The following is an 18989-nucleotide window of genomic DNA, read 5'->3' as shown; positions in this document are numbered from 1 at the left end:
TCAGGAGAGGAGACTGGTCACGGTCGGTTCGACGAGCGCTGCGTACTCGAAGACGGCCGCGCCGAGCGCGACCGCCAGCGCGGCCGCCGCGACGACGACCGCGTACATCCCGAGCGAGACGGTCCCCGGGGCTGGCAGTCGGTCGCCGCCGTCGGCGGCGGTCACGTCGGCGCCGACGTCTGCGTCGTCGCGGGCCGCCTCCGCGTCGCCGGCGGCGACCGGGGTCTCGCGGAAGAACATCCGCTCGACCAGTCGGGCGAAGTACGCCAGCGTCAACAGCGTGCTCCCGACGATGACCGCGGTCAGCACCCACGACTCGGTTTCGACCGCGCCGAGCGCGATGTACCACTTGCCGACGAAGCCGACCGCGGGCGGGATTCCGACCATCGCGAGCGCGAGCACGCCGAACGCGGTCGCGCCCGCCGGGAGCCGCTCGGCCAGCCCCTCGTAGTCGTCGACCGTGCGCGCGCCGGTCGCGGTCGCGACCAGCCCCGCGGTCAGAAAGAGCCCGCCTTTCATGATCGCGTGGCCGACGAGGTGGACGAGCGCCCCGATCATCGCGGTCTCGTTGACGAGCGAGACGCCCGCGATCACGAGCCCGTACTGGGCGACCGACGAGTAGGCCAACATCCGCTTGACCTCGGTCTGGGCGACCGCGAGCACGCTCCCGGCGACGATGCTGACCGCCGCGGCGACCCCGAGCAGGTCCCGCGCGAGCGGGTTGGCCGCGAGGAACTCCGGGGTGAAGACGGTGTAGACCACCCGGATCAGCGCGTAGGCCGACACCGTCGACACCAGCGCCGAGATCAGGCCGCTGACCGAGTCCGGCGAGGCGGCGTACGCTTCGGGCTGCCAGGTGTGGAGCGGGAACACCGCGATCTTGATGAGCAGGCCGACCACGACGAACGCGAACGCCGTCTGGACGAGCGTCGTGGTGTGGCCGTACTCGGCCAGCAGGGTCGCGAGGTCGCCCATGTTGAGCGTCCCGGTGGCGATGTAGGCGTAGCCGAGCCCCAGCAAGAACAGCGACGCCCCGACGGTGCCGATCAGCAGGTACCGGAGCGCCGCGACCGCCGACCGGCCGCCGTCGCCGCTGGCGACGACCACGTACGCCGCCAGCCCCGTGATCTCGAGGAAGACGTACATGTTGAACAGGTCGCCGGTGATCGTCAGCCCGGTCAGCCCCGCGACCAACAGCAGGTAGGCCGCGTAGAAGGGGTTCGAGCGCGGCCCCGCGACGCGGGCGTAGGCGAGTACGCCCAGCGAGACCACCGCCACCAGTCCGAGCACCGTCGCCGACAGCCCGTCGACGACGAGTTCGATGCCGTAGGGGACTTCGAAGCCACCGACGACGTATCTGACCGTCCCCTCGAAGAGCGCGCGCCGGGCGAGTTCGGCCGCGACGCCGACGTGGACGGCCGAGGCGACGACCGCGACGGGCCACCCGCTTTTCGATCGGACGAGTCCGGCAAGCAACGCGAGCACCGAGCCGACGATCGGTACGGCGACCGCGAACGGAACGAGGTCACTCATCGGCTCGCACCTCCCAGAGGGTGTCGGCGTCGAGGGTGCCGTACTCGTCGTAGATGCGCACGACCAGCCCCAGCGCGACCGCGGTGAGGCTCACCCCGACGACGATGGCGGTCAGGATGAGAACGTGGGGCAACGGGCTGACGTGGGGCGCCTCGGTCGTCAGCACCGGCGGGTTCGCGCCCTCGAGGTACGCCGACGCGATGAAGAACAGGAAGATGCCGGTCTGGAAGATGTTCACGCCGATCACCTTCTTGACGATGTTGCGGTTGCCGATCATCATGTACGTGCCGACGCCCAACAGCAGGAACGTCGCCAGATAGTAGTACCGGGTGGCGATCACGTCGATCACGCCGACTCACCTCCCTCCATCCCGCCGGCGATGGCGAAAAACAGCCCGGTGATGATGCCGGCGACGATGACGCCGATGAGCAGTTCCACGAGTTCGATGCCGTACTTGCTCGCGTGATGGATGCCGAACGCCGGGTAGTCGAGGAAGGCCCCGCCCAGCGCGACCGTCGCGACGCCGATCGAGACGAACCCGAGCGTCCCGACCCCGACGATCGCCACCAGCGTCGAGGGGTCGACCCACTCGCGGGTCGGCTCGATGCCGAACGCGATGCCGAGCATCAGGATGACGGTGCCGACGATGACCCCGCCCTGGAAGCCCCCGCCCGACGAGTCGGCGCCGTGGAACATGATGAACAGCCCGAACGTGAACACGAACGGCGCGACGACTCGCACCGTCGCCATGATGATCGGACTCTCGACGTAGGCCCCCCGTTCGGTCGGCTCCGCCTCGGCGTCGGCCTCGGTCGGGTGGGCGTCGCTCATGCGAACACCTCCCGCTGGAGCACGACCAGGATTCCGACCCCCGCCGAGTAGACCACGACCGCCTCGCCGAGGGTGTCGAACCCTCGATAAGCCGCAAGCACCGCGGTGACGGCGTTTTTCACGCCGGCCTCCTTGTAGGCGTGTTCGAGGTAGTAGCCGGTCACTTCGGAGGTGGCGACCGGGGTCTCGGCGCCGCCGATCGGTGGGAGCGCCCCGAGCGTGGTCGCGAGCACGCCAACCAGCACGACGGAGACGCCAAGCGCGGGCAGGTCGAGACGTTCGAGCGTGCGCTCGCCCGACGGCCGCACGGTCTTGGTGATCGTCAGCAAGAACAGGACCGTGGTCACGCCCGCGCCGACCGCGGCCTCGGTGAGCCCGACGTCGGGGGCCTGCAACACGACCCAGATGATCGCGATCCCGAGGCTGTACGCCGCAAACGCGATGATGGAGCCGAGCACGTCCCGCAACACCGCGGTCGCGAGCGCGCAGGCGAAGACGAATCCGAGTAGCGCAAACTCCAGGCCGATCATTCGTCCACCTCCTCCTCGCGGGTCCACGGCTCGATACCTTCTTCGGCGGCCGCCCGCGCGATGGCGTGGGCGGCGGTCGGGTTCGTTATGAACATGAACAACAACAACAGCAGTGCCTTGATCGTCGAGAGGTCGGAGCCGAACGTCAGCGCCACCGCGGCCAGCGAGAGGCCGGCCGCGAGGGTGTCGCTCTTCGAGGCGCTGTGCGAGCGGGTGTAGAGGTCGGGCAGTCGGAGGATGCCGACGGCGGCCACGAACGCGAAGAACACCCCGCCGGCCGCGAGCAGGGCGATCGCGATCTCTCGGGGCGTCACAGCACACCACCCCGCTCGACCGTGAACTTCGAGATGGCGATGCTCATCAGGAAGTTCAACAGCGCGTAGACGATCGCGATGTCGAGCGCCGACGACTCGCCGAGGGCGGCCGCGACGAGCGCGATCACGATGACGGTGTTCGTGCCGATGACGTTGACCGCGATGACGCGGTCCTGCATCGTCGGCCCCCGGACCAGCCGGTAGACGACCGCCAGCGAGACGAGGACGAACGCACCGGCGGCCGTCAACAGCGCGGTACTGATGAACGTCACGCGTTCTCACCTCCCGTCGGTCGCTCGGCGTCGTCCGAGTCGGCGTCGCGCTCGGCGGGGCTCGGGATGCGAGCCGCCGACCGGCCGTAGAAGACGAACCGGACCGCCCGCTCTAGGGTCCCGCCGAGCAGGTCCTCGCGCGCGCCGTCGGTGAGCGCGTGTACCGTGAAGTGGCGCCGGGAGACGTCGATCGTGAGCGTCCCCGGGGTGAGGGTGATGCTGTTCGCCAGCGTCGTCACCGGGAGCTCCGACCACACCGCGGCGTCGAACTCGACGACCTCGGGGTCGATCGGGAGGTCCGGGTGAAGGACGACGTACGCGATCTGGAAGTTGGCCTTCGCGATCTCCCACAGCAGGAACGGCGCGTACACCACCAGACGTCCGAGCCGCCCCACGAGCCGCGACACGTCGACGAACCCGCTGAGCGAGATCCGCCAGAGGAGCCCGGCGACTACGAGGCCGCTTATCGCGCCGGTCGCCAGATCGAAGGTCGACAGCGTTCCCCCGACGAGCAGATAGAAGCCGTAGGCCCACCCGAACAGCACCGCGAACTGGCCGAGCCCCGCGCGGCGGGCGAGCGGGAACCGCCGGGTCGGTCGCTCGACCGGCGCGATCTCGACCGCGAGGCCCGCGCGTTCGAGTTCGGTCTCCAGGGGCGGCAACAACGGCGTCATCCCCGAGGGGTTGAATTCGGGGTCGAGCACCACGGTTTCGACGTCGTTTTCGGCGGCGTACCGGCCCAACACGTCGGCGTAGTCGCCGGGGTTGAACAGGTACTCGTCGGGGCCGACCAGCGCGGTCTCGACGCCGATCGACGCCGCGTTGTCGCCGAGGTCCTCGGCGACCCACGCGCGGACCCGATCGAGCAGCTCGGTCGCGTCCTCGGGCGGGTCACCGACCGTGACCCGCTCGGAGACCGGATAGACGAAGTGAAGCGTCGGGGCCGCGCCCGGCTCGGCGTCGACGGCGCTCTCGGCGGCGTACGCCACCGTGTTGCGGAGCGTGACCGAATCCCGAACCGGGACCAGAATCTGGGTCCCCGTCATCGGAGTGGGCCGCTCGAACTGATTCGTCCGGAACGACGATACACCGGTAGGTGGCCGACCATCGTGAGAGTCCTATCTGAAAAGGGTAGCCAGTGTATAAAGATTGCTTCGGTTTCCCGAGACCCGGTGGCACGGCCGGATCGCGAATCGCGCGACCGGACCGGGCCGCCGGCAGGTCAGTCGAGTTCGGCGGCGATCCCGTCGGCGACCGCCCGACCCAGTTGGGCCTTCGAGCCCTCGTAGGTCCGGACGCTGTGCTCGCGGACGAAAAGCGCTCGGGTCTCGTCGCCGCCCATCACGCTGGCGTCGTTCGCGACCACGAACGAGAGGTCCGCGCGCCGGAGCGTCTCGCGGGCGCGCTCGACCATCGCGGCGTCGTCGCCGGCGGTCTCGGCCTTGAAGCCGACGATCGGGAGGTCGCTGTCGGCCCGGATCTCGTCGATGAGCTTCGGCGTGGGCGCGAGATCGAGCGATCGCTCTCGACCCGAGCGGAGCTTCTCGTCGGCGGGGTCGACGGTGTAGTCGGCGATCGCGGCCGCCGAGACGAGCGCGTCCGTGCCCTCGGCGACCGACTCCCGGACCGCCCCGAGCATCTCCGCGGCGGATTCGACCGAGACGAGATCGGCGTACGGGATCGGGCCGCCGGTCGTCTCGCGGTCGACCGGGTGGGGGCCGACCGGGCCATGGACCAGCGTCACGTCCGCACCGAGCGCGTAGCAGGCGCGGGCGACCGCCCGGCCGGTCTTGCCCGACGATCGGTTGGTCAGCACGCGCACGGGGTCGATCGGTTCGGCGGTCGCCCCGGTAGTGATCGTTACGTGCGCGCCCGAGAGGGCGTCCGGGGCGGCCGCGCGTGCGACCGCCAGCGCGATCGCGTCGGCAGTCGCGATCTTGGCCTTTCCCTCCTCGATCCGAGGGGCGACGAACTCGACGCCCCACGACTCGACGCGCTCGATCGCGTCGAGCACGCCCGGATGGTCGTACATCGGTTCGTGCATCGCGGGCGCGACGACGACCGGCAGATCCGCGCCGAGCGCGGTGGTCGCGGTCGTCGTGACCGGCGTATCGTCGATCGCGGCCGCCACCTTGCCGACGGTGTTGGCGGTCGCTGGCGCGATCAGGAACACGTCTGCCCACCCGTCGCGTCCGCAGAGGTCGACGTGCTCGACGCCGCCGGTGATCTCGGTGACGACGGGCGCGTCGGTCGCGAACTCGACCGCCCACGGGTGGACGATTCCGGCGGCGCTGTCGGTCATCACCGCCCGGACAGCGGCGCCCCGCCTCCGGAGTTCGTGGGCCAACTCGACTACCTTCACCGCCGCGATACTGCCGGTCACGCCCACCGCGACGTTGACTCCCGCGAGCATGGCGGATCTTGGGGCCGGCCCACGTTAAATGGGAGGGGGTTCGGGTCGGCGACTCCCGAATCGGGGCGCTACGCCGCGGAAACAGAGAGATAATAAACTGAAAGGGATCCTTGAAACGGTTGCAACGGTCCGGCAGAACACACCGAACGCACCGGGAACGTGGACCCGGTTGATATACCCTCGGCGTCACCGTCACACTGTATGCCCGAATACGCCCTCGCCGACGAACGTGCCGACGACGTAAGCGCGGCTTTCGAACTGCTGTCGAGCGCCCGCCGCCGGGGCGTCCTCTACGCGGCCGACCGAGGGACGGAGACGTCCGTCGAAGCGCTGGCCGAACGCATCGCGACCTGGCTGGGCGACCCCGACGCCTCGACCGTCGCGTTATCCCTGCGCCACACCCACCTGCCGAAGCTCGCGGACGCGGGCGTCGTCGAGTACGACTCCGAGCGCGGCACGGTCGAACTCGCCGACGGGGTCAGCGACCTCGAACCGTATCTGGCGTCGATCTCGGACTCCGACGCCGGTCGGACCTCGGGGCGACGGGCCTCGGAGCTGAACGCCTGAGTCGCGGTCCCCCGCCGCCGATCCCCGCCGCTCGCCGGAACTTTTAGGCTCCGCTCACCCGAAGGCCCCAGCGTGGACAGCGTCGAAATCAGCACCGTCGTCTACGTGCCGCCCGAGGAGGCCTACGATTTTCTCGCGGACTTCGAGGGGTACGCCGATTACTCGAACCACCTCGACGGCGTCGATCGGCACGGCGACGGCGGTCCGGGAACCGAGTACGACATCCGCCTCTCGTGGTGGAAACTCGAATACACCGTCCGGTCGGCGGTGACCGAACTCGACCGCCCGAACACCATCGATTGGCGGCTCGTCAAGGACCTGAACGCCCACGGGCGCTGGGTCGTCGAACCCGCGCCCGACGAGGCGCCGCCCGACCGCGGGTCGGCCTCGCGGGTCCGGCTCGTCATCCGGTTCGACGCCGACTCGGCGAGTTCCGACATGCTCGATCTGCCGCGGCTCGTCTCGCTGAGTTGGGTCGTCGAGAAGGTGAAACCGATCGTGTTACAGGAAGCAGAGCGGGTGGTCGAGCGCATCGTCGCGGACCTCGAAGGCGAGCCCCGAGCGGTCGAGCTGACGCTTCACGAGGCCCCCGACGCCGTGTGATTACTCGCCGGCGTCGCCGTAATCACCGCCGTACTTGAGAAAGAAGTACGCGAGTCCGAGCGTGAACACCATCGCGGCGGTCGTCGCGACGCCGAGGGTCTTGGCTGTCGACGGGATGGCCGGCCCGGCCGCCTCGCCGCCCCCGCCCGCGTCGGGCGACACCGTGATCGTCCCGACCATGCCCGCGCTCCGGTGGGGCGTACAGTAGTACTCGTAGTCGCCTTCGACCTCGAAAGTGTGGCTGTACTCGTGACCGGTGTTGTACGTCTCGCTGTCGCCGCCTTCGGTCCCCTCCCAGTCCGCGCCCTCGGGCGTCGAGTCGGCGACCACGTTGTGGTTGTCCGAGTCCCAGACCCACTTGACGGTCGTCCCGGGCTGGATCTCGATCTCGGCGGGTTCGAACACGAGGTCGCCGCCGGGGCCGACGGTCACTTCCTTCGTGGCCCCGCCACCGCCGCCGCCGCCCGATTCCTCGCCGCCCTCGTCTTGCGCCGCTGCGGTTCCGGCCGCCCCCGCGGCCGCCGCTGCGCCCGTGGCGGTCCGCATGAAGCCGCGGCGAGTGACCGACTCGCTCGATTCCGTGTTCGTCATGCGTGATGGTAGCGGTGGCGGGTACTCTATACTTTCGATCCGACCTTTCGGCGCCCGACCGCGTCGTCGCTCGAAACGAGCGCCGGCGCCGGCGACCTGCTACGTTCGCACCTCCCCGGTGTCCGAAATCGAGATCGCATGTGTAGTCGCGTCCGCGGGCGCGTCCGTGTCGAACTCGAACTGCGCTTGCTCGCCGCCCGCAAGGGCGAACTCCGGCCCCCGGACCGACTCCACCTCGGCGGCCCGATCGTCGTAGAACGTGACGATCGGGACGATTTCGGTGTCCGCGCCCGTGTTGGCGACGGTGACGGCCACCGTCACCTCCCCGACCGGGACCACCTCGTCGGCATCGGGACCGCCGGAATCCCGGACGGTCGAATCGACGACCGCGAGGTTCGCGTCGGTCTGCTGGCGGCTCTCGCGGTAGATGTGGAGCCGATTGCGCGCCGACTGCACCGCGCGGGCGGCCGCCTCGTCGTCGAGTCGTTCTTCGACCCGGAGCAGTTGATTGTCGACTTCGTCGACGATGCCGCCGCGGTCGGCGCGGTCGCGCTCCTCGAAGGCGTCGAGCCGGTCGCTCACCGTCCGAAGCTCCGATCGCAGGTCGTCGTCCCCGTCGGTCTCCTCGATCGCTCGTGCGAGGTCGTCGCGGATGTCGATGAGTGCAGGTAGCGGTGTCACGGTCCCACCCGCCGACACCTACCGGCCAGACCGAGAAGTGTCCACTGGCCGCGAACCCACACGGGGCAGGCGGCCCGTCGACGAATAAACACACAATGAGTTTTCGGTTGTTCCGGAACGTTTTTGCCCGGAACGACACATTGGACGGGTATGGCAGACGAAACCGAAGCCGAGCTCCGGTCGCAGTTCACAGACGCCTTCGAGGGCGCAGACTACCCGGTCACCAATCCGATGGATCTGGTGCCCGCGCTCCCCGACGGGCCGGGCACGAAGTTCGAGGCCGGCGACGTGAGCTTCACCGCGATGGAGCTGTCCACGAAGATGTCCGACGCGCAGGACTTCCCCTACGACGACGTCGACACGCTGGTCGAGGACCTGATTCAGGGCCTGAAAGACAAGGAGATGCTGTAGCTACTCGTCGTCCTCTTCCTCGGGAAGCGCGACTAACAGCACTTCCCACACGCCGTACTGCTCGTTGAAGTGGCTGTCCAGCACGCGGTCTTTCTCGCCGATCGGGATCGGCTGTTGGGGATGGGACAGTTCGAGCCACGTCACTGTGGGCTCGGTGATGTCCATCTCCGCGATGTCCTCGGGCTGGGCCGGCTCGGTCGGATCGTGCTGGCCTCGCTCGTCTGGTCCTGTCGGTGTGCCTTGACGTTCCACGATAACCCCCACGCCTCGTACCACCCCGTCCGGTAAAACCTTGCCGGCGCCCCGGTGCCGTCTGGGAGTCGGAAGCTCCAAGTTCGCCTCGGCCCAAGCGTCGGTCATGAGAACGCGGTGGCTCCGGCGCGGCCTCGGCGTCGCGCTCGCGACGACGGTCGCGTTCGTCGGGCGGGCGCTCGCCCACGGCGGGAGCTTGCGGGCGGCCACGGGGTCGCTCTCGATCCCGACGTGGCTGTTCTTGCTGACCGGCGGCGGGGTGGTGGGCGCGTCGTTCCTGCTCGCCAGCTTCGTGACCGACCGGGCGTTCATCCGGGCGGTCCACGAGTGGCGCCGGGTCGCGGACGCCCCGCTGGCGGTCGCCCGGCGCGCGACCGGAGCGGTGTCGGTGGTCGCGCTGTTCGGCGTCGTGGCCGTCGGCTTCCTCGGCCCGACCGATCCGCTCCGCAACGCCGCGATACTGGTAGTGTGGGTCGGCTGGTGGGCGGGCTACGTCGCGACCGTCTACCTACTGGGCAACAGTTGGCCCGCGCTCAACCCCTGGCGGGCGCTCGCCGAATGGCTCCCGTCGCTCGACCGCGCGTACCCCGAGCGGTTCGGCGCGTGGCCAAGCGTGGTCGGACTGCTCGCGCTCATCTGGCTCGAAGTCGTGAGCCCGCTGGCCGACGAGCCGCGACTGCTCGCGGGCGTCGTCGTCGGCTACTCGGTCGCGACGCTCGCCGGCGCCGCCGTCTACGGCTCGGACGCGTGGTTCGACCGCGTCGACCCCGTCTCGCGGGTGTTCCGGTACTACGGCCGGGTCGCCCCGCTCCAGCGCACCGACGACGGCCTCGAACTCCGGCCGCCCGGCGCGGCGCTGACCGAGCCCCGTCTCGTCGACGGTCGCGACGAGATCGCGTTCGTCGTCGCGCTCCTGTGGGTGACCACCTACGACGGCTTCGTCGGGACGCCCGTCTGGGCCGACCTCGCCCGCGGCGCCGTCGGACTCGGGGTGCCCGCGGTCGCGGTCTACCCCGCGGGGCTGTTGATCGGGTTCGCCGCGTTCCTCGGCGCCTACCGCCTCGCCTCGCGGTCCGCGCGCGAGACCGCCGAGACCTACCTCACCCCCGACGCGATCGCCCGCCGGTTCGCACCCTCGCTGCTCCCGATCGCGGCCGGCTACCACCTCGCGCACTTCCTCGGATACTTCCTCTCGCTATCGCCCGCGCTGACCGCCGCGGTGACCAGCCCGCTGTCGCCGCCGCTCAATCCGGTGTTGATCGTGCTCCCCGGCTGGTTCGGCGGGCTCGCGGTGGCGTTCGTGCTCGTCGGCCACCTCGTGGCGGTCTGGGTCGCCCACGCGACCGCCTACGAGGTGTTTCCCGGCCGCCTGCAGGCGGTCCGGAGCCAGTACCCGTTCGTCGTCGTGATGGTCCTCTACACCATGAGTAGCCTCTGGATCGTGTCCGCGCCCGACGTCACACCCCCGTTCGTATGAGCTCAGAGACAGCCACCCACGAGACCCGCGTCCCGCCGGACGAATCGCCCGCGGAGTGCCCGTACTGTCAGCGCCCGCTGGAGAGCGCCGAGTTGCTCACGCTCCACAAGGGCCTCGACCACTGGGAGCGACTCGACGACGACGAGCGCGAGCGGTTCCGCGAGACCTACGCGGCCGAAAGCGAGAGCCTTCGGAGCTTCCGGCTCAAGCTCTTGGGCCTGCTGGTGGTGCTTTACTTCGCGTTCCTGTTCGTCTACTCGTACGTGACGACCGACCCCATCAGCGCCGGGATGGTCGCGACCGCTCGCGGGCCGATAGTCGGAGCGCTTTAGTCGGCGCCGTCCGCAACTACTGGTATGGACGAGCAACCGGGACTGAGCGACGAGTATCGCAAGGCCAGCCCGTGGCCGGTGTTCGTGGCGTTCGGACTCGCAATCTTCGAAGTGGGCATCGTCATGGCGCTGTTCCCAGTCGCGGTCGGCGGTCTCTTGCTGTTCGTCGGGAGCGTCGTGGGCATCCTGCGCGAATCCGGGTACGTCGCGGACCCGTGGAAGGGGCTGGTCACGGCGTCGGTGATCTGTCTCGCGGTCGGCGGCGCGGTCGCGTTGACCACGACGAACGCCGTCCGTCTCCGGGGGATCGCCGTGCTGGTCGGCGGGCTGTTAGTGTTGCTCGCGGGCGTGTTCGGCTCGTTCTGGGAGCCGGCCGCCGCCTGACCCGGACGAATCGGCAATTTATTTGAGACCCCGCTCGTAACACCCGAGCATGGCAACACCGCTGTTCGAACGCGAGACGTGGCTCGACATCTCGGTCAACATCATCCCGCTTCTCATCATCGGGTTCTTCATCGCGCTGTTTACGGTCGCCACGCCCTGGGAGATCGAGGGGCTGACCTCCGTCATCGGCTACGGCCTGCTGATCGTCCCCTTCCTGTTGCTGGCGTATCTCACCTACATCGCGGCCTCGCTCATCGAGGGCGCCGAGGCCTGATCGCCGCGTCGACGCGACCGCTCTAGGTTCGCGAGTCTACGACCTGACGGACGAGCGAGCGATCTACTCGATCGGATACCGTCCGTGCTCTTTCATCTCGTAATCGCCCGCCGCACTGGCGGCGACGGAACCTAACCTTTCTTTACGTTGTAGTCCTGACTCTGCGGTATGGTAGAAGCCGGGCAAATAGCACTTACCGTCGTCATGGGGGTGTTCCTCCTCGCGGTCGCCGCGTTCCTCACGCGCTTCGAGGACTGGCGGTCGTACGCCCCCATCGCGAGCGGTGGCGGCTACGTCGGCGAACAGACTGGGCAAGCACACCAAGAGAAGCCATCCGGGATCAGCCGTTGGCTGACCACGGTCGACCACAAGGACATCGGCATTCTCTACGGGCTCTACGGCCTCACCGCGTTCGCGTGGGGCGGCATCGCGGTCCTGCTGATGCGGACCGAACTGGCCACGCCGACCGAGGCCATCATCGGTGCGAACTTCTACAACGCCCTGCTGACGACCCACGGGATCACGATGCTATTCCTGTTCGGAACGCCGATCATCGCGGCGTTCGGCAACTACTTCATCCCGCTCTTGATCGGAGCCGACGACATGGCGTTTCCCCGGATCAACGCCATCGCGTTCTGGTTGCTCCCGCCGGCCGCCATCCTCATCTGGATCGGCTTCCCGCTGGCGGCGACCGACATCGGCATCGCGCCCGCCGAGACCAGCTGGACGATGTACACGCCGCTGTCGGTCGAGCAGGCCAACCCCGGGGTCGACCTGATGTTGCTCGGACTCCACCTCTCTGGAGTGTCGGCGACGATGGGTGCGATCAACTTCATCGCGACCATCTTCACCGAGCGCGGCGATGAGGTCGGCTGGGAGCGCCTCGACATCTTCTCGTGGACGATGCTGACCCAGTCGGGGCTCATCCTGTTCTCGTTCCCGCTGCTGGGGAGCGCGCTGGTGATGTTGCTCCTCGACCGGAACTTCGGGACGATGTTCTTCGCGGTCGAGGGCGGCGGCCCGATGCTGTGGCAACACCTGTTCTGGTTCTTCGGCCACCCCGAGGTGTACATCCTCGTGTTACCGCCGATGGGACTGGTGAGCCTGATCTTGCCCAGATTTGCGGGCCGGAAGCTGTTCGGATTCAAGTTCGTGGTCTACTCGACACTGGCGATCGGCGTCCTCTCGTTCGGGGTGTGGGCCCACCACATGTTCTCGACCGGGATGGACCCCCGGATCCGGGCGTCGTTCATGGCGGTGTCGTTGGCGATCGCGGTGCCGTCGGCGGTCAAGACCTTCAACTGGATCACCACCATGTGGAACGGCCGGCTCCGGCTGACCGCCCCGATGCTGTTTTGCATCGGATTCGTCCAGAACTTCATCATCGGCGGGGTGACCGGCGTCTTCCTCGCGTCGGTCCCCGTCGACCTCGTGCTCCACGACACCTACTACGTGGTCGGGCACTTCCACTTCATCGTGATGGGCGCGATCGCTGTCGCCGGGTTCGCGGGTATCTACTACTGGTTCCCGCTTTTCACCGGCCGGATGTACCAGAAGACCCTCGCGAAGGTGCACTTCTGGACCACCATGATCGGTTCGAACCTGACGTTCTTCGCGATGCTGTTCCTGGGGTACGGCGGGATGCCCCGGCGGTACGCCACCTACCTCCCGCAGTTCACCGACTGGCACCTCGTCGCGACCGTCGGCGCCTTCATCATGGCGTTCGGCCAGTTGGTCTTCGTCTGGAACCTCGTGACGTCGTGGCTCGAAGGCCCCCGCGTCGGCTCGGGCGACCCGTGGGACCTCGAAGACGACGGGCTCAAGACCAAGGAGTGGACGTGGTTCGAGCGCAAGCGCGAGACCGCAATCGCCACCGACGGCGGCGAACCGAACGAGCAGGACGTCCGCACCGACGGCGGCGAGCCGAGCGGCGAGGAGACCGACTCTCGCTCCGGTCGGCGTAGCGAAGAAGAGTAACGCGGCCGCGTTTTTCCGTCGTTTCAGTTCGTCTCGTCTCGCCGCTGGTCTCCACCGGCGACCGGGAGGCTCACGTCACCGCGAGGATGATCCCCATGGCGAACATGAGGATCGCGAGTCCCCCCAACAGCAGGGCGAGGAGGTCTTTTTCGGTCACGTTCGTGCTACGCGCCGACCGGATGAAAAGGCTAATCCTTCCGCCCGCCCGACGTTCGGCCGTGACTGGGACGCTCCGCGGGCGGTCGATCGTGGTCGCGCTCTACGCCGTCATCGTCGGGATCACCGGCGTCGTCGGCGCGATACTCGGCGCGTTCGGACCCGACGACCTCACCCCGGTCGCGCTGTTCGGACTGATCGACATCCAGCCCACGCCGCTCGGGCTGGCGGTCTACGGCGCGACCACCATCGGTCTGATACTCGGAGTCCTGCTGGGGCTGGTCGCGTACGTCTCGCGACGGGTCGACGCCGAACGGGCCGGCGAACAGAGCTGAGAGGCCCGCCCCGGCCGGCGAACCGCTCGGGATAACCTTTTCACCGGCCGGCACAACGTTGCGGTATGGACGTGTCGGCAGTGGCAGACGGCGGCCTCTCCGGGAGCAAACCGAAGGTCAAAGACTACATGACCCGCGACGTGGCGACGGTCACGCCCGACGACAGCGTCGAGGAGGTATCCCGTCGCATCGCCGAGAGCAACGAGCACAACGGCTTTCCGGTGTGTGACGGACGGCGCGTCGAGGGGTTCATCACCGCCCGCGACATGCTGCTGGCCGACCCACAGGAGCCGATCTTCAAGGTGATGAGCCAGGAGCTCATCGTCGCCCACCCCGACATGGACGTCAACGACGCCGCCAGAGTGATCCTCCGGTCGGGCATCCAGAAGCTCCCGGTGGTCGACGACGCGGGCAACCTCGTCGGGATCATCTCGAACACCGACGTGATCCGCTCGCAGATCGAGCGCGCGACCCCCGAGAAGGTCGGAAAGCTGATGCGGACCCTCGAATCGATCCACGACACCGAGGTCGAACAGACCCGCCGCGAGATCCCGCTCGACGAACTCACTCCCACGCAGGGGAAGGTGTACGCCGACGAGCTCGAAGGTCGGTCCTACGAGCTCGAACGCGGGCTCGCCGAGCCGCTGGTCGTCATCGAACACGCGACGCGCGAGGGAACCGATTTCCTGTTGGCCGACGGCCACCACCGGGCGCTGGCGGCCGACCGCCTTGACATCGAGGAGATGGACGCGTACGTGATCGTGGTCGACGAGGTGGTCGAGCTCGGGATGGAGAAGACCGCCGAGAAGGAGGGTCTCGAAACGATCGACGACGTGAAGGTGGTCGACTACGCCCGCCACCCGCTGGTCGAGACGACCAAGCGCCTCCAGTAGCGGCCGGCCACCGGCTGTGTTCCGCGACGCCGACGGACCGCAACGACCCACTCATATTAATTAGCCCTCGGGCAAATGTTGACGTATGTACGACGAGGACGACCTCGCGGAGATACGCGACGCGAAGGACGAGTGGGAAGACGAGACCCTCGGTCCGGTCCTCGACGCGTACGGCGAGCGCAAAGACCGGTTCGCGACCGTCTCGAACCTCGAAGTCGACCGGCTGTACACGCCCGACGACGTCGCCGACCTCGACTACGAAGAGGATCTGGGCTTTCCCGGCGAGGAGCCCTACACCCGGGGGCCGTACCCGACGATGTATCGGGGCCGGACGTGGACGATGCGACAGTTCGCGGGGTTCGGCACCGCCGAGGAGACCAACGAGCGGTTCCACTACCTGATCGACGAGGGCCAGACCGGCCTCTCGACGGCGTTCGACATGCCGAGCCTGATGGGCAAAGACTCCGACGACCCCCTCTCGGACGGGGAGGTCGGCAAGGAGGGCGTCGCGGTCGACACCCTCCGGGACATGGAGATTCTGTTCGACGGCATCGACCTCTCGGAGGTCTCGACCTCCTTTACGATCAACCCCTCGGCGCCCGTGATCTACGCGATGTACATCGCGCTTGCCGACCAGCAGGGGATCCCCCGCGAGGAGCTCCGGGGCACCATGCAAAACGACATGCTCAAGGAGTTCATCGCCCAGAAAGAGTGGGTGATTCCCCCCGAGCCCTCGCTTGACATCGTGACCGACACCGTCGAGTTCGCGGTCGAGGAGACTCCCAATATCAAGCCGATCTCCATCTCGGGCTATCACATCCGGGAGGCGGGCTCGACCGCGGTCCAGGAGCTCGCGTTCACGCTCGCCGACGGGTTCGCGTACGTCGAGGACTGTCTGGACCGCGGGCTCGACGTCGACGAGTTCGCGCCCCAACTGTCCTTTTTCTTCAACTCCCACAACGCCATCTTCGAGGAGGTCGCGAAGTTCCGGGCCGCCCGGCGGATCTACGCGACCGTGATGGGCGAGTGGTACGGCGCCGAGGCCGAGGCGAGCAAACAACTCAAGTTCCACACCCAGACCGCCGGCCAGAGCCTGACCGCCCAACAGCCGCTCAACAACGTCGTGCGAGTGACGATTCAGGCGCTCGCCGGGGTGCTGGGCGGCACCCAGAGCCTCCACACCAACAGCTTCGACGAGGCGCTGGCGCTCCCGTCCGAGAAGGCGGTCCGGGTCGCGCTCCGGACCCAGCAGATAATCGCCGAGGAGTCGGGCGCCGCCGACATGGTCGACCCGCTCGGCGGGTCGTTCGCGGTCGAGAGCCTGACCGACGAGGTCGAGGAGAAGGCGATGGCGTACATCGAGGAGATCAAAGAGATGGGCGACGGGTCGGTCCGGGACGGCGTGCTCGCGGGCATCGAGCAGGGGTACTTCCACCGCGAGATACAGGACGCCTCCTACGAGTACCAAGAACGCGTCGAGGACGGCGAGGAGACGGTCGTCGGGGTCAACAAGTACGAGATCGACGAGGACACCCGGCCGGACATCCTCAAGGTCGACGAGACGGTCCAACAGCGCCAGCGCGAACGGCTGGCCGCGGTCAAAGACGAACGCGACGACGAGGCGGTCGAGGCGGCGCTGGCCGACCTGCAGGACGCGATCGACGACGATCGCAACGTGATGCCGTCGATCGTCGACGCCGTGAAGGCCTACGCCACGATGGGCGAGATCATGCAGGTGTTCGAGGCCGAGTACGGGAGCTATCAGGAGACCGTCAACGTGGCCTGACAGTCCAAACGGTTTTCCGAGGCGGCGATCACAGTCTCGGTGTGAGCTACACCGTCCAGTACTACGATCTCGTGCTCGTCGCCATCATCGCGACGATGGCCGGCGGCGCCGCAGTCGGCTACCTGACCGCGCTGGCGCTGCCGACCGCGATCACCCTCGCAGGCCTGCTCGCCGCGGCGCTGATCGGGCACGGGCTGTTCGTCAGGGGGCCGGTCGACGGCCCCGAAGACCTCACCGAGGAAGTGGACGCGCTCAACTGAGCGACGCGCAACCGCCCGTTTCCCGCGACCGGCGGCTCGAAGGCGGCCCCCTCCGACAGTGTGGCACTTCTCGGCAAGCTTTATTACTCTCCTTAGAGAGGTTTAGGACGACCCTATGTCTGACGATACCGTGGAACTCGAAGCGCGACTGGCAGAACAGGACGCGTTCGAGCCGCCGGCCGAGTTCGTCGAGCAGGCGAACGTCGCCGACGAGTCGATCTACGAGGAGTTCGAACAGAACTGGCCCGAGTGCTGGGAGCGGGCCGCCGACCTCCTCGACTGGGACGAGGAGTACGATACGGTACTCGACGACTCGAACCCGCCGTTCTACGAGTGGTTCACCGGCGGGGAGCTGAACGCCTCCGCGAACTGTCTGGACCGGCACCTCGAGGAGCGCGGCGACGAGCCCGCGATCGAGTGGGTCGGCGAGCCCACCGACGAGGACGACCGCACCTACACCTACGAGGAGCTTCACCGGGAGGTCAACGAGTTCGCGGCCGCGCTTCGCGACCTCGGGGTCGGCGAGGACGACGTCGTGACGATGTACATGCCGATGATCCCCGAGCTCCCGATCGCGATGCTGGCGTGCGCTCGCATCGGCGCGCCCCACAGCGTCGTGTTCGCGGGGTTCTCCGCCGAAGCGCTCGCGACCCGGATGGAGAGCGCCGACTCGGAGTATCTGGTCACCGCAAACGGCTACTACCGGCGGGGCGACCCCCTCGACCACCACGAGAAGACCCGCGAGGGGCTCGCCGACGTCGGCCACGAGGTGTCGGACGTCGTGGTGGTCGACCGACTGGGCGAGGACGACCACGGCCACGAGCTGGCTGACGGCGAACGCTACTATCGGGACCTCGTCGCCGACCACGAGGGCGCGACGGTCGAACCGGTCGCCCGCGACGCCGAAGACATGCTGTTCTTGATGTACACCTCGGGCACGACGGGCAAGCCAAAGGGCGTCAAGCACACGACCGGCGGCTACCTGTCCTGGGCCGCCTGGACCTCCCAGGCCGTACTGGACATCAAGCCCGAGGACACGTACTTTTGCTCGGCGGACATCGGCTGGATCACCGGCCACTCGTACATCGTCTACGGCCCGCTCGCGCTGGGGACGACGACGATGATGTACGAGGGCACCCCGGACTACCCCGAGCGCGACCGCCTCTGGGAGATCGTCGAGGAGTACGAGGCGACCCAGCTGTACACCGCGCCCACCGCCATCCGGGCGTTCATGAAGTGGGGCACCGAGTACCCCGACGACCACGATCTCTCGTCGTTGCGCTTGCTCGGGACGGTGGGCGAACCCATCAACCCGCGGGCGTGGAAGTGGTACTACAAGCACATCGGCGACGAGTCGTGTCCCATCGTCGATACGTGGTGGCAGACCGAGACCGGCGGCATGATGGTGACCACGCTGCCCGGCGTCAAAACGATGAAGCCCGGAAGCGCGGGCCCGCCGCTCCCGGGCGTCGACGTCCGGATCGTCGACACCGAGGGCGAGGAGGTCGAGGCGGGCCGCGCGGGCTATCTCACCGTCAACAAGCCCTGGCCCGGCATGCTCCGCACCCTCTACGACAACGACGAGCGCTACGTCGACGAGTACTGGGCGGAGTACTCGGACACCGACTCCGAGGACCCCGACGACTGGGTGTACTTCCCAGAGGACGGCGCGAAGATCGACGACGACGGCTACATCACGGTACTGGGCCGGGTCGACGACGTGCTCAACGTCTCGGGCCACCGGCTGGGGACGATGGAGATCGAGTCGGCGATCGTCGGCGTCGAGGGCGTCGCCGAGGCCGCGGTCGTCGGGGGCGACCACGAGATCAAAGGCGAGGCCGTCTACGCGTACGTGATCACCGAGGACGGCTACGAGGGCGACGAGGAGATGCGCTCGCGGATCGTCGAGGGCGTCGAGGACGCGATCGGTCCGATCGCCCGCCCCGAACAGGTCGTGTTCACGCCCGAACTGCCGAAGACTCGATCGGGCAAGATCATGCGCCGACTGCTCGAAGACATCGCGAACGGCGAGGAACTCGGCAACACCTCGACGCTACGCAACCCCGACGTCGTCGAGGACATCCAGACGAAGGTCGGCGGCGACTGATCGCTCGGGC

The 18989-nt window shown here is 68.0% G+C and carries 24 protein-coding genes; 13 read left to right on the top strand and 11 right to left on the bottom strand.

Annotation, left to right across the window (positions count from 1 at the left end):
• The 8 genes from EPL04_RS15305 to coaBC all read right to left on the bottom strand — a co-directional run bounded on the left by EPL04_RS15305 (window position 1) and on the right by coaBC (window position 5893).
• Window positions 1–1533: a monovalent cation/H+ antiporter subunit D family protein gene (locus tag EPL04_RS15305; protein WP_134672063.1), complete on the bottom strand. Its 1533-nt coding sequence runs from the start codon at window positions 1531–1533 to the stop codon at window positions 1–3.
• The gene (locus EPL04_RS15300; protein ID WP_134672062.1) at window positions 1526–1882 is read right to left on the bottom strand and encodes a cation:proton antiporter subunit C; all 357 of its coding nucleotides are present in this window, start codon (window positions 1880–1882) and stop codon (window positions 1526–1528) included. The genes EPL04_RS15305 and EPL04_RS15300 overlap by 8 nt, the downstream gene beginning before the upstream one ends.
• Complete coding sequence (locus EPL04_RS15295; RefSeq protein ID WP_134672061.1) at window positions 1879–2364, bottom strand: MnhB domain-containing protein; 486 nt, start codon at window positions 2362–2364, stop codon at window positions 1879–1881. The genes EPL04_RS15300 and EPL04_RS15295 overlap by 4 nt, the downstream gene beginning before the upstream one ends.
• Complete coding sequence (locus tag EPL04_RS15290; protein ID WP_134672060.1) at window positions 2361–2894, bottom strand: DUF4040 domain-containing protein; 534 nt, start codon at window positions 2892–2894, stop codon at window positions 2361–2363. The genes EPL04_RS15295 and EPL04_RS15290 overlap by 4 nt, the downstream gene beginning before the upstream one ends.
• Window positions 2891–3208 carry a monovalent cation/H(+) antiporter subunit G gene (mnhG, locus tag EPL04_RS15285; RefSeq protein WP_134672059.1) on the bottom strand — a complete coding sequence of 106 codons (318 nt, stop codon included), beginning with the start codon at window positions 3206–3208 and terminating at the stop codon, window positions 2891–2893. The genes EPL04_RS15290 and mnhG overlap by 4 nt, the downstream gene beginning before the upstream one ends.
• Entirely contained in the window at window positions 3205–3480 is a 276-nt protein-coding gene (locus EPL04_RS15280) for a cation:proton antiporter (protein WP_134672058.1), read from the bottom strand. The genes mnhG and EPL04_RS15280 overlap by 4 nt, the downstream gene beginning before the upstream one ends.
• Complete coding sequence (locus EPL04_RS15275; RefSeq protein WP_134672057.1) at window positions 3477–4526, bottom strand: monovalent cation/H+ antiporter subunit E; 1050 nt, start codon at window positions 4524–4526, stop codon at window positions 3477–3479. Before EPL04_RS15275 ends, EPL04_RS15280 begins: the two co-directional genes overlap by 4 nt.
• A gap of 176 nt (window positions 4527–4702) precedes the next feature.
• Entirely contained in the window at window positions 4703–5893 is a 1191-nt protein-coding gene (coaBC, locus tag EPL04_RS15270; protein WP_134672056.1) for a bifunctional phosphopantothenoylcysteine decarboxylase/phosphopantothenate--cysteine ligase CoaBC, read from the bottom strand.
• A gap of 201 nt (window positions 5894–6094) precedes the next feature.
• On the opposite strand from coaBC, the gene EPL04_RS15265 reads away from it, so the two are divergent.
• Both EPL04_RS15265 and EPL04_RS15260 read left to right on the top strand, forming a co-directional pair.
• The gene (locus tag EPL04_RS15265; RefSeq protein ID WP_134672055.1) at window positions 6095–6460 is read left to right on the top strand and encodes a DUF7344 domain-containing protein; all 366 of its coding nucleotides are present in this window, start codon (window positions 6095–6097) and stop codon (window positions 6458–6460) included.
• 72 nt (window positions 6461–6532) lie between these two features.
• Window positions 6533–7063, top strand: a complete 531-nt coding sequence (locus EPL04_RS15260) for a type II toxin-antitoxin system RatA family toxin (protein WP_134672054.1) — start codon at window positions 6533–6535, stop codon at window positions 7061–7063.
• Here the strand turns inward: EPL04_RS15260 and EPL04_RS15255 are convergent, their stop codons facing one another.
• Together EPL04_RS15255 and EPL04_RS15250 are read right to left on the bottom strand one after the other, a co-directional pair.
• Window positions 7064–7654, bottom strand: coding sequence for a plastocyanin/azurin family copper-binding protein (locus EPL04_RS15255; RefSeq protein WP_134672053.1), 591 nt, complete (start codon window positions 7652–7654; stop codon window positions 7064–7066).
• Between the two features lie 99 nt (window positions 7655–7753).
• Window positions 7754–8335 (bottom strand): DUF7553 family protein, encoded by a 582-nt coding sequence (locus tag EPL04_RS15250; RefSeq protein WP_134672052.1) that lies wholly within the window; start codon window positions 8333–8335, stop codon window positions 7754–7756.
• A 150-nt stretch (window positions 8336–8485) separates the two neighbouring features.
• Between EPL04_RS15250 and EPL04_RS15245 the strand changes: the two genes are divergently transcribed.
• Window positions 8486–8746 carry an MTH865 family protein gene (locus EPL04_RS15245; protein ID WP_134672051.1) on the top strand — a complete coding sequence of 87 codons (261 nt, stop codon included), beginning with the start codon at window positions 8486–8488 and terminating at the stop codon, window positions 8744–8746.
• Here the strand turns inward: EPL04_RS15245 and EPL04_RS15240 are convergent, their stop codons facing one another.
• Window positions 8747–8998, bottom strand: coding sequence for a hypothetical protein (locus EPL04_RS15240; RefSeq protein WP_134672050.1), 252 nt, complete (start codon window positions 8996–8998; stop codon window positions 8747–8749).
• Window positions 8999–9104: 106 nt separating this feature from the next.
• Here EPL04_RS15240 and EPL04_RS15235 point away from each other — a divergent pair, with 106 nt between their 5' ends.
• The 10 genes from EPL04_RS15235 (at window position 9105) to acs (ending at window position 18979) form a co-directional block, all read left to right on the top strand.
• Window positions 9105–10475 (top strand): hypothetical protein, encoded by a 1371-nt coding sequence (locus EPL04_RS15235; RefSeq protein WP_134672049.1) that lies wholly within the window; start codon window positions 9105–9107, stop codon window positions 10473–10475.
• Entirely contained in the window at window positions 10472–10807 is a 336-nt protein-coding gene (locus tag EPL04_RS15230) for a DNA-binding protein (protein ID WP_244605497.1), read from the top strand. The genes EPL04_RS15235 and EPL04_RS15230 overlap by 4 nt, the downstream gene beginning before the upstream one ends.
• Window positions 10808–10831: 24 nt before the next feature.
• The gene (locus EPL04_RS15225) at window positions 10832–11191 is read left to right on the top strand and encodes a DUF7541 family protein (protein WP_134672048.1); all 360 of its coding nucleotides are present in this window, start codon (window positions 10832–10834) and stop codon (window positions 11189–11191) included.
• A 49-nt stretch (window positions 11192–11240) separates the two neighbouring features.
• The gene (locus EPL04_RS15220; protein ID WP_134672047.1) at window positions 11241–11465 is read left to right on the top strand and encodes a DUF6684 family protein; all 225 of its coding nucleotides are present in this window, start codon (window positions 11241–11243) and stop codon (window positions 11463–11465) included.
• 168 nt (window positions 11466–11633) lie between these two features.
• Window positions 11634–13442 (top strand): cytochrome c oxidase subunit I, encoded by a 1809-nt coding sequence (gene ctaD / locus EPL04_RS15215; protein WP_245154593.1) that lies wholly within the window; start codon window positions 11634–11636, stop codon window positions 13440–13442.
• A gap of 218 nt (window positions 13443–13660) precedes the next feature.
• Complete coding sequence (locus EPL04_RS15210) at window positions 13661–13933, top strand: DUF7520 family protein (protein WP_245154592.1); 273 nt, start codon at window positions 13661–13663, stop codon at window positions 13931–13933.
• A gap of 65 nt (window positions 13934–13998) precedes the next feature.
• Complete coding sequence (locus EPL04_RS15205) at window positions 13999–14826, top strand: CBS domain-containing ParB/RepB/Spo0J family partition protein (RefSeq protein WP_134672045.1); 828 nt, start codon at window positions 13999–14001, stop codon at window positions 14824–14826.
• A gap of 85 nt (window positions 14827–14911) precedes the next feature.
• Window positions 14912–16612, top strand: a complete 1701-nt coding sequence (locus tag EPL04_RS15200) for an acyl-CoA mutase large subunit family protein (RefSeq protein ID WP_134672044.1) — start codon at window positions 14912–14914, stop codon at window positions 16610–16612.
• Between the two features lie 41 nt (window positions 16613–16653).
• Window positions 16654–16872, top strand: coding sequence for a hypothetical protein (locus tag EPL04_RS15195; protein ID WP_134672043.1), 219 nt, complete (start codon window positions 16654–16656; stop codon window positions 16870–16872).
• A gap of 115 nt (window positions 16873–16987) precedes the next feature.
• A complete protein-coding gene (gene acs, locus EPL04_RS15190) occupies window positions 16988–18979 on the top strand; it encodes an acetate--CoA ligase (protein WP_134672042.1) in 1992 nt (663 codons plus the stop codon).
• Window positions 18980–18989 lie beyond the last annotated feature (10 nt).

Origin of the sequence: Halorussus marinus, assembly GCF_004521895.1 — an archaeon.
Classification (GTDB): domain Archaea; phylum Halobacteriota; class Halobacteria; order Halobacteriales; family Haladaptataceae; genus Halorussus; species Halorussus marinus.
The sequence above is the reverse complement of the archived record's forward strand: the minus strand, read 5'-3'. Positions and strand labels throughout refer to the sequence as shown.

What these genes read in the sequence shown, in the direction of transcription:
- EPL04_RS15305 (WP_134672063.1), bottom strand. Translation starts at nt 1,533, where the DNA reads ATGAGTGACCTCGTTCCGTTCGCGGTCGCCGTACCGATCGTCGGCTCG.
- EPL04_RS15295 (WP_134672061.1), bottom strand. Translation starts at nt 2,364, where the DNA reads ATGAGCGACGCCCACCCGACCGAGGCCGACGCCGAGGCGGAGCCGACC.
- EPL04_RS15290 (WP_134672060.1), bottom strand. Translation starts at nt 2,894, where the DNA reads ATGATCGGCCTGGAGTTTGCGCTACTCGGATTCGTCTTCGCCTGCGCG.
- EPL04_RS15275 (WP_134672057.1), bottom strand. Translation starts at nt 4,526, where the DNA reads ATGACGGGGACCCAGATTCTGGTCCCGGTTCGGGATTCGGTCACGCTC.
- coaBC (WP_134672056.1), bottom strand. Translation starts at nt 5,893, where the DNA reads ATGCTCGCGGGAGTCAACGTCGCGGTGGGCGTGACCGGCAGTATCGCG.
- EPL04_RS15265 (WP_134672055.1), top strand. Translation starts at nt 6,095, where the DNA reads ATGCCCGAATACGCCCTCGCCGACGAACGTGCCGACGACGTAAGCGCG.
- EPL04_RS15255 (WP_134672053.1), bottom strand. Translation starts at nt 7,654, where the DNA reads ATGACGAACACGGAATCGAGCGAGTCGGTCACTCGCCGCGGCTTCATG.
- EPL04_RS15245 (WP_134672051.1), top strand. Translation starts at nt 8,486, where the DNA reads ATGGCAGACGAAACCGAAGCCGAGCTCCGGTCGCAGTTCACAGACGCC.
- EPL04_RS15235 (WP_134672049.1), top strand. Translation starts at nt 9,105, where the DNA reads ATGAGAACGCGGTGGCTCCGGCGCGGCCTCGGCGTCGCGCTCGCGACG.
- EPL04_RS15230 (WP_244605497.1), top strand. Translation starts at nt 10,472, where the DNA reads ATGAGCTCAGAGACAGCCACCCACGAGACCCGCGTCCCGCCGGACGAA.
- EPL04_RS15225 (WP_134672048.1), top strand. Translation starts at nt 10,832, where the DNA reads ATGGACGAGCAACCGGGACTGAGCGACGAGTATCGCAAGGCCAGCCCG.
- EPL04_RS15220 (WP_134672047.1), top strand. Translation starts at nt 11,241, where the DNA reads ATGGCAACACCGCTGTTCGAACGCGAGACGTGGCTCGACATCTCGGTC.
- ctaD (WP_245154593.1), top strand. Translation starts at nt 11,634, where the DNA reads ATGGTAGAAGCCGGGCAAATAGCACTTACCGTCGTCATGGGGGTGTTC.
- EPL04_RS15205 (WP_134672045.1), top strand. Translation starts at nt 13,999, where the DNA reads ATGGACGTGTCGGCAGTGGCAGACGGCGGCCTCTCCGGGAGCAAACCG.
- EPL04_RS15200 (WP_134672044.1), top strand. Translation starts at nt 14,912, where the DNA reads ATGTACGACGAGGACGACCTCGCGGAGATACGCGACGCGAAGGACGAG.
- acs (WP_134672042.1), top strand. Translation starts at nt 16,988, where the DNA reads ATGTCTGACGATACCGTGGAACTCGAAGCGCGACTGGCAGAACAGGAC.